Origin of the sequence: Hyunsoonleella jejuensis (assembly GCF_900111025.1) — a bacterium.
In the GTDB taxonomy this organism is placed as follows: domain Bacteria; phylum Bacteroidota; class Bacteroidia; order Flavobacteriales; family Flavobacteriaceae; genus Jejuia; species Jejuia jejuensis.
Genome location: NZ_FOFN01000002.1, coordinates 151,678 through 165,481 on the forward strand (window position 1 = coordinate 151,678; position 13,804 = coordinate 165,481).

The window sequence follows — 13,804 nt, forward strand, 5'->3', positions numbered from 1 at the left end:
ACGATATTTACAGAATTTAGAAATGAACTTCTCATAGCTATTACTTATTGTTTTATTAAAAAAGCCTAATGCACAATAGAGTTTTAATACTCACGTTATTTTTCTTTAAATTGCGCATCGAAAAAAAATGACCCGTCTGTTATAACATGAAATTCTTTAATGTAGCCGTTTTTTTACTGTTATCTTTTAGTACATATGCCCAAAAATATGACTTCTTACAGCCTATTACTATTGATATTGTTGAAGACTCGATTACTACTAAATTAGATTCTAGCACTATAAAAGCTGTAGATGTTAAGGGCGAATATTGGATAAGTACAGTTTACAACCCCTACAAATACGCTGAGGACTTAAAATTTCCTTTAAAAATAACCTTTGAAGACTCTACCTACCACTCTCCTATAGGTATAAAAAAAGTAGTAACCTCTCGTTATGGATGGCGCCGTGGCAGACCGCATAAAGGTATAGATATCGATTTGGTAACTGGTGATAGTATTTTTTCAATGTTTGAAGGTGTTGTGAGAATGTCTCGTTATACCCGCGGTCATGGCAGGACTGTTGTGGTGCGACATTACAATGGTTTAGAGACGGTGTATGCTCACCTATCGGAATATGGTGTTAAAGAGAACGACACCGTTGCCAGGGGCTCATATTTAGGTAAAGGTGGTGTTTCTGGAAATGCTCGGGGTAGTCATTTACATTTGGTTGTAAATTACAAGGGTGTATCTATAAACCCGGAATACCTTTTTAAATTTGATGAAGAAAACACCATTAGAGCCAAAGAACTTTGGATAACTAAAAAATGGACACAACCTATTGCTCATAACTCTAAAAAGCAAAGTAAAATAACACCACTATTAACAGAGCAAGCGGCTATTGCCAGTTTAATAAAACAACGTTCTATATATATTGTAAAACCTGGAGATACGCTTTCTGGGATTTCTAAACGTAATGATGTGACGATAGCGTCTTTATGTAAAGTGAATACCATAAAACGAAACTCTGTGTTAAGAATTGGGCAGCAATTGGTTATAGAAAAATAAGCACCTACGCTACTTCTAACTTATACCCTACACCATGTACATTGGTAAGTTTAATATTAGCATCAGCCTGCAGTTTTTTTCGTAGTTTAGAAATGTAAGTATCTAAACTTCTGCCAACAATTACACCGTTGTCTTCCCAAACGCGTTTAGTAAGTTCTTCACGTTTTATAACCGTATTAGGTTGTGCTACAAAAATATCCAGCAGTTCACACTCTTTTTTAGAAAGTTTTATTTCTACAGCCTCTTTTATTAATTTATTTTGTTCTGGATAAAACATAAAGTCGCCTAAAGCTGTATAAGGCTCTGACATTTTATTTTTAGTGTTTTTAGGTTGTATTTTATAAATAACCAAAATCAATATTAAAAGTACAATTGGCACTAGAACATAGACTGCTTTATGTATTTTAAAAGTTGGTGCTAAAAAATGCACTTGTATGGTATAACACCCACTTACCAGTTCTCTTCCACTGCAAGGTACTAAGCTCTCTTCTGCATCTAATCTAATGGCATAACTATATGCTACTTCATTTTTATTACATTCCAAAACTTCGGTAATATAATGTTCAGATATATGAGCTTTTTTAAAACTTGTTTTAAAAATACTGACCAAAGTATCTGGTTGAATTACTAGTGGTTTTTCAAAAGTTAGTTGATAGGTGTTGTTATCTAAAGCAATTATTGGTTTCACAACAGATGTACTGTCGCCACTACTCAACAACAGTTTGTCACCGGCATCACGAAGAGCTATCTTAATAACCTTATCGTTCTTATTAGTGTTTACATTACATGAGAGACAGGTATATAATACCGTAATGCAAAGCATGGTTTTTATAAATTTTGAAGTTTTTATTTTCATCATACCATACAAAGAACATACAATTTTATCATATTTTACAATGGTTTACACTTCTTTTACATTTTTTTGACACTTTTATGATACCACTATTTTAGTTTTGAGATGTATTAATTTTTAAATCATCAAAAAATGAAAACAGTTATCACGTTAGTATTTGCAGCAATGTGTTTGAGTTGCATGCCTAAAAACGAAAATAGTAAAGAAAAATTAGTGGCAAGTTTATATTCAAAGGCCGGTGCCAGTTATGATCCTCAAACTAATTTCTATACCTCGTTCAACTATTTTAACAACAACACCAATCCGTATAATACTAAATTAAGACTTCAACCTAGTAAAGAAAACAATTACAATTTAGTTATTGATATAGAACTGAACAACGGCGCCTACTTTGTCTCACCAAATTCTAAAAGAGATTTTAAGGGTAAATTCACCGTTACATTTCAAGACGCACCACACATTACCCTTATTGATAAGCTTATTGAATACCCTCTAAGCGTTGAGGAATATGATGAGCATCCTTTTGTAAATGGAAAAGTAAATTGGGTACGGGAAAATACTACCTACACACAAAAAATAAAAGTTATCACCGATAAGGATTTCACTGTTATGGGCACCATACAATTTACCATTGAGCCCCGATGTACTTTGGAAAAAATTCCAATTGTAATATTTCAAAAAGATGGGAAATTAAAATTTGAAATAGATAATTGTTAAAAACAAACGTTTACTTTTCAAGTAGCATTATCTGTAGTAATTAAATAAAAATCCCCAAGATGATATGTTATAACGCTTGGGGATTTCTGGTAAAATAATAAACACTAAAAAGTTTGTGGACTATTTTGTAATACAATATTACGTTTACCAATTAACAGACCGTCTTTTTTCTCTAATTTCAAAATATTATTGATACCACGTTTGGCTATTTTTTTACGACATGATTTTCTCAAGAATGGGTCGTTATCAAAAACAAAATGGTTAATGGCGTATGCTTCTGTGGTATTGGGCTCTTTTACATATCCGTGAATCTGCATTAAATCCTTTGTACCCCAATGGGTTCCCGGAACAAAAGTATAAAATGTATACTGGCCATCAGCGTTTGTTTTAATCCATCCTTGGTGTCTTAATGTACGTTTACCATTAATTTTTTCAGAATGATAATCGCCTTCTTCATCTGCTTGACAAATGTATAGTACCACATTTTTTGCAGGTGTAATACCATCACTTTGATAAATGGTTCCGGTAATCTTCAACTTTTGAGATTGATTTTCAAAACCAGGAATGGTATCTGTATTATTTAATTGTTTATCGGTATAGTCAAAAATAGCATGACGCTTTTTATAATTATCCGCTAATTCTTGAGCATTTAATGTGTTACCAAAGGTAAACAGACCTGTTAAAAATAGAAGTGTAATTAATCGTTTCATGGGGCATTACTTTTTTAATCTCCTCAAAACTAATTAAGTACCTAAGCGCCTAAATAAAAAATCGGGGAAAAGTACAAATCACAGGTTCATTGAACGAGTACATATATGAACTGCAAAAAACACCGATGAAATAAAAAATTTTACATCTTAGCTAAAAACTAAAACATACCTGGAATCCCGGGAAGCTGACCTACTAAAGCCAAAGCAGTAACACAAATAAGAAACATAACACCTGGAATAATTAGTCTTTCCTTTAATGATAATTCTTTAGCTCTTTCCTTATCTCCTATCAATCCCAAATTATCAAGTAACATAGTTAAAGCCCATCCGAAAACTGGGTTTACAAATGCGCAAGCAAAAATACAAGTTCCAGCACTTAAAGAATCGTTTTGTTTTTTTACCATTTGCATACCCGCTTCAAGTAATGGTAAAAACACACCAACTATTAATGCTACACGAAGCACGGGCTCCCACATGGCTAAATCCATTGGGTATCCAAAAACTGAAGCTAGAACACACAATATTGCCGTAAGTATGGCACCGCCTGGTATTGGCCGTTTTGCTATAGCCGCTGGAATCATGTATGTACCCCATGATGAAGCAATGTTACCACCTCCTAAAAATGTACCTACCATTTGCCTGATTGAAGATACCGTCATGGTATCATCCACATCCATTAGTACATCTTTTGCTTTTTTGGGGTAATTTAATTCTTGAAAAACACGGTGCCCTAAGTAATCTGGAGACCACATGGCTACTGCAAGAATTGCAAAAGGAATTACAGCTATAAAATGCCCCAAATCTGGCCAACCCAATTGCCAACCTGTATCTTCTCCCCACCACCAAAATGGATTCATATGTGGAAGTCCTGGTGATGTGGTAAATTCAAAATTAACTCCCATAGCATAAGCTATTATACCAGCTATTGCAGAACATAACGGAATAGCCAACCAGCGTTTTTTAATTCGAGCCAAATAAGCGTAAATAATAATTGTAACTCCTATTACTACAAAAGAAACAGCACTTGCATTAGAATTACTAGCCCATGATTCTAATTTGGTTATTTGCCCAATAAGACCAACGGCACCAAGATAAATAAGTAAACCACCTCGTACGCCAACACCTGTTAATGTCATTAATTTTGAGCCACCTTTAGTGATACTTAATATGAGCCCAAAAACACCTATTAGTATCCCTAACGCCAAGGGATGTCCTCCAGCTGCCGCAATTATTGGGATTAATGGTATCATTGGGCCATGAGTACCAGCCAAGTTTGCTCTTGGGTTAAGTATTGCTGAAAAAATAATTACAAAAATACCACCAGCAATCAATAATTCGTATCTCACGTTTTCTGCAACAAATTCTGGTGAAAGACCAAATTGTGCAGCAAATGCTGCTACCATAGCAGTTACCATTACCACTTTGCCTATGGTGGCAGCTAAAGCAGGTACTAAATCTTCAAATTCAATATGAAAATCTCTAAACGGTAAATGGACTTTCCATCTACGGAATTTCATGATTAATAATTCATGCTCTAAATAATCTTGCCTTTTTTCAAATTCACTAGATTTTCTCCGCTTCTCTTTATAAGAATTCTTATCACTTTTCTCCATATACTGTTTAAGGAATGGTGTACATTTTTCAAGTGTTTAAAAATACTTTTGAATTAAATACTTGAATATGAGAATTGTCAGGTTTATATAACTCTTTTTAGTTTAAACGATACTACTTAAAAAACATTAGCCATAAATATTGAGTCTTCAGTAAATGCAATACACTTGCTGTTTTTTGTTGTAGTTTTGGTATTTAAACCAGTGAATACGCTAAAAGCTGGGAGAATAAGTTGATGCTCAGTAATTTGAAAGCAAGGTAATTTTATCCGTTGACGCCCTTTACCTTTTAAAAGTACTCCAGGGTGCTTATGACCTGAAACGTAGAATTCGTTTTGACTAACGACTTTTACGTCATGCGTGAATGTAAATGGTGCTATCTCTAAATAATTAGGTTTGATATCGATATTCAAAGTTTCATATAATTCAAACGAATTTTTATCATGATTACCTTTTATCAGAGTAATCGATACACCATTAAATTGCTGCATCCACTTTTGAAAGGTTTTTACATCTTCATTAAATTCTGCATGAAACAAATCGCCAACAATAAGTAGTGTTTTGGGCTGAAAATGAGAAATTAACACCTTTAAACGTTTTAAGTCCTTGTGAAGAACTTCTGAAGAGATAGGAATCCCACTTTTTCTAAAATGGGCAGTTTTACCAATGTGCAAATCAGATAAAATTAAAGTTTTTGTTTTGCTCCAAAATACAACACGTTGATTTGTAAGTATAAGCTCTTCTCCTTGTAAAATAATATGTTCTGTGGCTATGGTCATTAATATCAATTAACTTTCATTGCTTGTTGTTGCATTCTCTGAATGCGTTTTTCTAAACTTTCGTAACTCATAGAATTTCGCAAACTATCTGCCTTTATCGGAAAACTTAACGGCGTAAATGTTTTAGCGCGCTTTAAAATAATTTTACTTTTTGAAATTCGTTCAAATGCGGCTTGTAATCTTACTTCTTCTAACTGCTGATTAAAAACTTCTGTGTAGGCTTGTCTTAATAATAGATTTTGTGGCTCATTGTCTTCTAAAACCCTGAAAATTAATCCAGAAGAGGATTGTAAACTTTTGTTATTTTGCCTACTTCCGGGTCTGGATTGTACTACCAATCCAGCGATAACAGCAATATCCCTAAATTTTCGAGATGCCATTTCTGAAGCATTGATACTCGCGGCAACATCTTCCATGAGGTGTTCTTTAGAAAGCAACACCTGTATATTACTTTCATCTAACGGAAATGGTTGATCGCTCAATAATTCAAACCCATAATCATTCATTGCGATAGTATAGGTTAATGGTTTTATTTTACTTAACCTATGGGCAATTAATGCTGAAATAACCTCATGTACCAAACGCCCTTCAAACGGATACATAAATAAATGGTGGCCCTCTTTGGTTTCAATAAGTTCGACCAAAAACTCGTCCGATTCAGGAATATGTGAATGCGATGACTGCCTTGAAATTAAAGGATGTAGAAACTTTAGTTCCCGTTCTCTAGTTCCGGGGGATAACGCATCGCCTAGTTTTATCCTTAAAAAATGACTTAAATATGATGTTAATGGCAACCTACCACCTAACCAACTAGGGGTTATGGCATTTTTAGCATTACTGCGTTTTACAAATACCGTCATATCTTTTATATGCACCATTTCTAAAACCCTACCCGCCAAAATAAAACTAGATTTTGGTTTCAGTTTTGAAATAAAATATTCCTCAATCATCCCAATATAACCACCAGATAAAAACTTTACACGAAGCATGACATCGCTTACAATGGCGCCTATATTCATGCGGTGCAGCATACTAATACGTCTGCTTTTTACCTTGTAAACCCCATCTTTATCCTTAACAACCTTATGAAATTCTTCATAAGCTTTTAATGTTGAGCCGCCTTGAGTTATAAATTGTAAGCCCCAAAGAAACTCATCTTCAGTAAGATATGAAAAGGCATGTGTTTGCTTTAAAATTTGAAATGCTTCTACAGTCTTAAATCCCTCTCCTACAGCTAAAGTGACCAAAAACTGCACCATCACATCGTAGCACAACACCATAGGTTGACGGGCTTCAACCTGGTCGTTTTTTATAGCTTCTTTTAAAGCTGCAACTTCAATTAATTCTAAGGAATGTGTTGGTACGCAATATATTTTTGAGATTTCATAAGGTGAGTGACCACTCCTGCCTGCACGTTGCATAAATCGGGCTATCCCTTTTGCTGATCCTATCTGGATGATACAATCTACAGGTTTAAAATCAACCCCTAAATCCAGAGAAGACGTACAAATCACCGCTTTTAAATTGCCTTCTGCAATGTTGTCTTCAATCCAATGCCTTAGTTTTAAATCTATAGAACCATGATGTATGGCCAACTGACCTGCTAATTCTGGAGCTGCTTCCAGTATAATTTGATACCATAATTCACTTTGTCCACGGGTGTTTGTAAAAATAAGTGTGGTTTTGTTTTCTTGAATAATTGGCACAATCTTAGAACTCATGGATTTGCCTAAATGTCCCGCCCATGGTAATATTTCAACTTCATCAGGTAAAACAGAAATCACTTTTATTTTCTTCTTTTCCTTGGCTTTTACCATTACCGTTTTATGATTAGGGTATGGTATTAAAACATCCATAGCTTCTTGAAGATTACCAATGGTAGCTGTTATACCCCAAATGCTTGCTTTGGGGGCAATTGTGGCTAATCTAGAGACCGCCAATTCGGTTAGCACACCTCTTTTATTTCCTAGAAGTTCATGCCATTCATCAACCGCTATGCATTTTAATGAAGTAAACCATCTGGAGTTCTTCTTTTGGGAAAACAGCAAGTGCATGGTTTCAGGTGTAGTTAATAAAACATCGGGCATTAAACGTTCCTGCTGTCTTCTTATGTTTTGAGGCGTATCGCCGTTTCGCACCTGGACGTCCCAATCTAGACCAATTTCATCTATTGCTATTTTCATAGCTTTAGCTAAATCCTTAGCTAAAGAACGCAGCGGACTAATCCATAATAATTTAAGCCCTTTGTCATATTGCTCTGGGTGATTTAAATAATCTATCACCACAGCCAAAAACACCGAAAATGTTTTCCCAAAACCTGTTGGCGCAACTACAACGCCACTAAACCCATTGGCATATTTTTTCCAAGTCTTCGTTTGAAATTGAAACGGGTGTTGCTCCTTTTCATCAAAATAATTTTGAATAATCCTGTAACCGTCGCTGTCTTCAAACTTTCCCATTACTGCGCGTGTATTAAGTTTTTAACAGAAGTGATGGTGTCAATTTCGTCTGCAGTTTTATCCTTCCGCCAACGTTTTATTCTGGGGAAACGTAACGCAACTCCAGATTTATGACGATTACTCAATGCAATACCTTCAAAAGCGATTTCAAACACCAGCTCAGGTTTTACGGTACGTACTGGTCCGAATTTTTCAATAGCGTTTTTGTTCACCCACCTTGAAATTTCGGTAATTTCTTTATCCGTTAATCCAGAATAGGCTTTAGCTACTGTTACCAAACCGTCCTCTTTTTTAACCGCAAAGGTATAATCGGTGTATTTAGAACTACGCCTACCACTACCCTTTTGTGCGTAAATCATAACTGCGTCAATTGTTAGCGGGTCTACCTTCCATTTCCACCAATCGCCTTTTTTTCTTCCAACATGATACGAAGACCTCTTCTGTTTTAACATCAGACCTTCAGAATTTATCGAACGCGCATTTTCTCTAATTCTGTGAAGTGCGTCCCACTTTTCAAATGTTATCATTTGAGAGAGTTGAATATTTTTTGGCAGTGCGATACTTGAAAATAACTGCTCTAAAATAGCTCTTCTTTTTTCTAGTGGATGCGCTCTAATGTCTTTAGCATTAAACTCCAAAATATCATATGCATAAAATCCGATAGGCACTTCCTTTAATAGTTTTTTGGAAATATTTTTTCGATTTAATCGTTTCTGTAAATCATTGAATAACAAAACGTTGCTATCCTTTAATGCAAGTATTTCTCCATCTACTACGAAATCATCTTTGAAGGTTTTCATTACCGCTTCAATCTCAGGGAATTGACGTGTTACAAGTTCCTCACCTCTTGACCAAATATAAATTTCTCCATTACGTTTTACTACCTGTCCGCGAATGCCATCCCATTTGTATTCTACTTGCCAATCTTCAGGTTGACCTAAATCTATCAACTCCTTTTCCAAAGCATAAGCTAAACAAAACGGATAAGGTTTAGAATTATCATAATTGATATGGTCGCCATTTAAAAGCGCTTCAAAAGAAATCGTATTAATATCCCAATTCCCAATAATACTGTGCATGAGTTGATTTGCGTCGATACCCGAAAGTTTTGAAAGCGCGTTGACGAGCGTTTTCTTTGACACCCCAATTCTAAAGCTACCACCAATGAGTTTATTAAAAATAAAGCGCTCATGCATATTAAGACCAGACCATGCGTTTAACACGTATGCTTTTTTTACTTCATCCGATTTTGATTTTAGCGCGATTATATCTTGCATCCAATCGTCAAGTGTTTTCTCTATTCTATGCGTTGGTTCAGGCAAAAGTAACGCGAGTGTTTCCCCTAAATCTCCAACGGTGCTGTAGCTTTCTAGAAACAACCATTCTGGAAGTTCAATAATTTCCATGCACCACTGTTTCATTAATGTTGTTTTTACAGGCCGTGGTGGACGTTTACCTGTAAATATAGCAATGAGCCATAGCTTATCTTTAACAGAGGCTTTTGTAAAATAATCTACCAATGCTTGTATTTTCGCATTGGTTTTATTGGTGATTTCTATGGCGTTAATTAAATCAACAAAGTCTCTCATGCTGTAGCTTTTGTTTCCGCATCATTTAGTTGCTCCTCACCATATTCGGTTTTAACTTCTGCTGCAGGAATGCCTATTTCATTTAAATATTTAGCGAATGTAGCTTGAGAACCATGGGTAACATATACTTTTTTTGCCTCAGTGGCTTTCACAGCATCAATTAAACCGTTCCAATCCGCGTGGTCACTCACCGGAAAACCTGCGTCTACGGCACGCCATCGTCTATTACCGCGTATTTGCATCCAGCCCGAACACACAGCGGTCGCTGCATTAGGAATACGTTTTAATAAGCGAGATCCTAATAAAGCTGGTGGTAAAATCACGATTTTATTTTGAATATCGGTTTTGTTGAAATCAGCTGTTATTAAGCTTGTTTTTGGCAAAGTTATATCTGTGCTTTCTATAGCTTCATTCAAATTATGAATGGCACTGTGTACGTATATATCATCAACTCCATCTAGCATTTTCATGATACGCTGTGCTTTCCCAAGGGAATATCCAAAAAACACACTCGTTCTATTATTTGCTTGGTTTGTAGCTATCCAATTGCGCATCTGTTGTTTTAAAACGGCATCTGGTAGCCATTCATAAATAGGCAGTCCAAAAGTGCTTTCGGTAATAAATTCATGACATTTTACAGGTTCAAATGGAATGGTGACATCATCTGAAGTTGTTTTATAATCCCCTGTAAAAACAAGGACAAAGCCCTTGTATTCTAGACGAATTTGTGCAGAACCAATAATATGTCCAGCGGGATGAAAACTTACTTTAACACCATTAATATTTATGGGCTCATTATACCCTAAACTTTCAATATTGATTTCTGCATTGATGCGATGTTGTAAAATAGGTTTTGAATGATGGTGGCATAAGTACCGTTTCATACCCCAACGTGCATGATCTGCATGCCCATGAGAAATCACAGCATAATCCACAGGATACCACGGATCGAGATAGAACCTTCCTGGGATACAATACAGTCCTTTTTTTGTAAAACGGATTAATTTCAAAAAATGTGCAATTTTTAATAAAAATACAAATTAGATGTTAGTTGTTCACTTTACTATTACCTTTTTAGAAAAAAATGAGAGACTTATTTTAAGATTACGTTATCTAAAGCGTTATGGTTTTAATGATTTCAGTTAAGGCTATTGATGAAAAAGCTTTAAATTCACAAAAAATAAAAATGTATTTATATGTCTATACTCACAATTCTCTTAAACATACTTTTGCCTCCGCTAGCTGTTGTTTTAAAACATGGTTTAAGCGGCAAATTTTTAATTAATGTATTGCTTACTTTAGTTGGGTGGTTACCCGGTGTGGTGCATGCATTTTATGTAAATCAAAACAAATAAAAAAAGAGGCACTACGGCCCCTTTTTTTATCTTCAGATAATTTCCATTATGAAATTTTAATCGTGCGTGCTGGTTTTGGCTTAGCTTCTTCACGCTTTGGCAACTGAATGCTTAAGATACCATCTTCATATTTTGCCTTGATCTTATCATCATCGATGGAATCTGGTAAGGTAAAAGTTCTTTTAAAACTTCTATAGCCAAATTCTCTTCTGGTAAAATTATCCTCGTTGTTCTCAGTTTCTTCCTTTACTTCAGCGGATACAGATAATACATCTTTATCTACGTCTATATTAAAATCGTCTTTTTTCATTCCTGGAACAGCCATATCTACAAAATAATCATCCTTTGTTTCTCTTACATTAACTTTAGGAACAGCAACTCCGGATGTAATAGTATTTGCTAATACAGGTTGAAATGGATTAACATTAAATAAATCGTCTATCCAGTTAGACCAATTACCATGTGAAACGCTTAATTTTTTGTTAGTGTCATGTCCGTTTTTTGGAATATTCATTAATGTGCTCATAATTCTATAATTTTTTTGTTATACTTTTAGTTTTAATAACGAGTGAAGCGTTTTAAACTTCAGTCTAGTATAAGCAAATGAAATGCCAAAGGCCAAAGCCTTTTTATATGCGTCAAAATGACACTTGTAGTAATTATTTTTGTGTCAAAACGTCACTATTGCCCTTAAAAAATAGATTAAACTCTAAACTAGGATTGTTCGTCTTCTGAAGAAATGGGCTCTACTTCTCCAGTATATCGTATAAAAAATCGTGAAGTACTTCTTAAAACTATTTCACTATTGTAGTTAGGGAATAATGTAATTGTAACATTAAAATTTTCTAAATTGCTCTTAGCTTTAAACGAAATAATTTTACTGTTGCTTTTTCCCTCTTCAATCCTATACTCATCCATTACCCCATTAAACTGTATTGCTCCATCTCTACCGTCATAGGCTATCTGCATTTGACGTTCGCCATAATATGGTAAATATGAAGTGACACTATCACCCTTAATCGTTAAAAAGTTTGGGTTTCCAATTAAATTTATGGCACTAGCGCTGTTTCCAGCTGCTAACAATTGAGATGATAATACCTGAGACATTGCATTTGTTAATTGAGGGTAAGCCCACTGGCTTTCAATTGTAAACTCTCGAGAATTTACCAAATCATTAAAAGCCTTTGTTTGAGATGGTGCTATTATTTCTTTTGAAGATTTACAGCCTATTACTGTGACCATAAGTACGATTAAAAACAAACCTATACGCTTCATAACTTTAGTTTTATTTCAATTTACGAAATAGAGAAATACAATTGTTATAAATAATAGTTAAAATCAACCAAACCCAAAGAAGTCCATTTTAAATAGACTTATTGCGGACTCCTAACTTTTAAAGATGCTAAGATTAAAAACAGTAAAAAACCTAAAGTAAGATAACTTATGTTGGAATAAGAGCCTAAAATAGTATAGCAATAGCTAAACAAACTTGGAGCAATAGCACTTGCTATTACTAGAAAACTCATCGCTTTCCCAGTAATTGCGCCTAAGTGTTTTCTGCCGAAATATCTAGGCCATGTTACGGCATTTACTACAGCAAATAAACCACCAAATACACCTAAACCAAAAATTAAAAGATATACACCAAATTGCTGTCCTAAAAATAATAAACCTAATGAAGCCAATACGCCCGCAAATAACATACTGTATAAATACACAATGTGACTTATATAATCGCTCAAAATATTACATGTTGTTGATACAATAATAGCTATAACAGATATAGGCAAAAACACAGCAATGGCCTGAAGTTTTGTATAGTCTTGACTGGAAAAAATTGAAATCACATGAAATGTAAATCCTGTTACAAAAAAACTATTAAAAGCCAAGGCTAAACCAATCATCCAAAACGCACGCGTTTGTTTAGCTTCCTTTAAAGTGAAATGTTTTTCTTTTTTGCTTACTTTTTTAGACTTCGTTTTTTTTATTTTCCCATCTGGTTTTAACCCTAATTCTTCAGGGTTATTTCGATAAAACTGAATTACTACTATACTAAATATAAAAAGACAAAGTGCAAGTATTTGCCACGAACCTTCCCAACCATAATTATCCACCAAATAATTAATGAAAATAGGCGCACTTGAAAAACCTAAGGATACCGTAATACTACTTATTGCATTTATTTTACCCCTGTGTTGATCAAACCATATCATTATCATATTTCTGGAAGACATAGTTAATACGCCCTGACCAAAAAAACGAATAGCGAAAAACAGTAGCGTGATTATTACGAAAGGGATACCCCATGATTTTTTAACATTGAGAATAGATTGTATGGCTTCACTAATATGAACAGATTTTGAACATAATAACAGTGAGAAACAGAGAAATAGGGCAGAAAAAAAAGCAACGTATCTTGCACCAAATCTATCAAATAAAACACCTGCCCTGGCTACAAAAAAAGCACTTAACAAAGTACCAAACATATAGGCATTACTAAACTGATTCCTAGTTAATCCTAGCGCATCTTTAACGGGGTCGGTAAAAACCGAAACACCAACGGTCTGTCCTGGAATACTCGCCAAAATACCTGCGCTTCCAACTACAAGAATTATATATCCATAGAAAAACGGAAATGCTTTTGGGTTTACAAAGGAAAACTTATTTAAATGTTTCATAGCGATAGATG

General features: G+C 34.7%; 13 protein-coding genes. 3 read left to right on the forward strand and 10 right to left on the reverse strand.

Going from position 1 to position 13,804, the window contains the following annotated elements; translation table 11 throughout:
• Positions 1-146: 146 nt before the first annotated feature.
• Complete coding sequence (locus tag BMY39_RS07405; protein WP_092578159.1) at positions 147-1,043, forward strand: M23 family metallopeptidase; 897 nt, start codon at positions 147-149, stop codon at positions 1,041-1,043.
• A 4-nt stretch (positions 1,044-1,047) separates the two neighbouring features.
• On the opposite strand, the gene BMY39_RS07410 is transcribed toward BMY39_RS07405, so the two are convergent.
• Positions 1,048-1,902, reverse strand: coding sequence for a winged helix-turn-helix domain-containing protein (locus tag BMY39_RS07410; protein WP_092578161.1), 855 nt, complete (start codon positions 1,900-1,902; stop codon positions 1,048-1,050).
• A 126-nt stretch (positions 1,903-2,028) separates the two neighbouring features.
• On the opposite strand from BMY39_RS07410, the gene BMY39_RS07415 reads away from it, so the two are divergent.
• Positions 2,029-2,613, forward strand: a complete 585-nt coding sequence (locus BMY39_RS07415; protein WP_143064751.1) for a hypothetical protein — start codon at positions 2,029-2,031, stop codon at positions 2,611-2,613.
• 104 nt (positions 2,614-2,717) lie between these two features.
• On the opposite strand, the gene BMY39_RS07420 is transcribed toward BMY39_RS07415, so the two are convergent.
• From BMY39_RS07420 to BMY39_RS07445, 6 genes are all read right to left on the reverse strand, one after another.
• On the reverse strand, positions 2,718-3,323 hold the full coding sequence (locus BMY39_RS07420; protein WP_092578165.1) for a peptidase associated/transthyretin-like domain-containing protein: 606 nt from the start codon (positions 3,321-3,323) through the stop codon (positions 2,718-2,720).
• A gap of 158 nt (positions 3,324-3,481) precedes the next feature.
• Positions 3,482-4,936, reverse strand: a complete 1,455-nt coding sequence (locus tag BMY39_RS07425; protein WP_092578167.1) for a DUF3360 family protein — start codon at positions 4,934-4,936, stop codon at positions 3,482-3,484.
• Between the two features lie 116 nt (positions 4,937-5,052).
• Entirely contained in the window at positions 5,053-5,712 is a 660-nt protein-coding gene (gene pdeM / locus BMY39_RS07430; RefSeq protein ID WP_092578169.1) for a ligase-associated DNA damage response endonuclease PdeM, read from the reverse strand.
• A 5-nt stretch (positions 5,713-5,717) separates the two neighbouring features.
• Complete coding sequence (locus BMY39_RS07435) at positions 5,718-8,171, reverse strand: ligase-associated DNA damage response DEXH box helicase (RefSeq protein ID WP_092578171.1); 2,454 nt, start codon at positions 8,169-8,171, stop codon at positions 5,718-5,720.
• Positions 8,171-9,760, reverse strand: a complete 1,590-nt coding sequence (locus BMY39_RS07440) for an ATP-dependent DNA ligase (RefSeq protein WP_092578173.1) — start codon at positions 9,758-9,760, stop codon at positions 8,171-8,173. The genes BMY39_RS07435 and BMY39_RS07440 overlap by 1 nt, the downstream gene beginning before the upstream one ends.
• On the reverse strand, positions 9,757-10,770 hold the full coding sequence (locus tag BMY39_RS07445; protein ID WP_092578175.1) for a ligase-associated DNA damage response exonuclease: 1,014 nt from the start codon (positions 10,768-10,770) through the stop codon (positions 9,757-9,759). The genes BMY39_RS07440 and BMY39_RS07445 overlap by 4 nt, the downstream gene beginning before the upstream one ends.
• A 186-nt stretch (positions 10,771-10,956) precedes the next feature.
• Between BMY39_RS07445 and BMY39_RS07450 the strand changes: the two genes are divergently transcribed.
• Positions 10,957-11,115: a YqaE/Pmp3 family membrane protein gene (locus tag BMY39_RS07450; RefSeq protein WP_092578177.1), complete on the forward strand. Its 159-nt coding sequence runs from the start codon at positions 10,957-10,959 to the stop codon at positions 11,113-11,115.
• A 46-nt stretch (positions 11,116-11,161) separates the two neighbouring features.
• Here the strand turns inward: BMY39_RS07450 and BMY39_RS07455 are convergent, their stop codons facing one another.
• The 3 genes from BMY39_RS07455 to BMY39_RS07465 form a co-directional block, all read right to left on the reverse strand.
• Positions 11,162-11,641, reverse strand: a complete 480-nt coding sequence (locus BMY39_RS07455) for an Hsp20/alpha crystallin family protein (RefSeq protein WP_092578179.1) — start codon at positions 11,639-11,641, stop codon at positions 11,162-11,164.
• A 188-nt stretch (positions 11,642-11,829) separates the two neighbouring features.
• The gene (locus tag BMY39_RS07460) at positions 11,830-12,390 is read right to left on the reverse strand and encodes a DUF4251 domain-containing protein (RefSeq protein WP_092578181.1); all 561 of its coding nucleotides are present in this window, start codon (positions 12,388-12,390) and stop codon (positions 11,830-11,832) included.
• A 98-nt stretch (positions 12,391-12,488) separates the two neighbouring features.
• On the reverse strand, positions 12,489-13,793 hold the full coding sequence (locus BMY39_RS07465; RefSeq protein WP_092578183.1) for an MFS transporter: 1,305 nt from the start codon (positions 13,791-13,793) through the stop codon (positions 12,489-12,491).
• Positions 13,794-13,804: the final 11 nt, after the last annotated feature.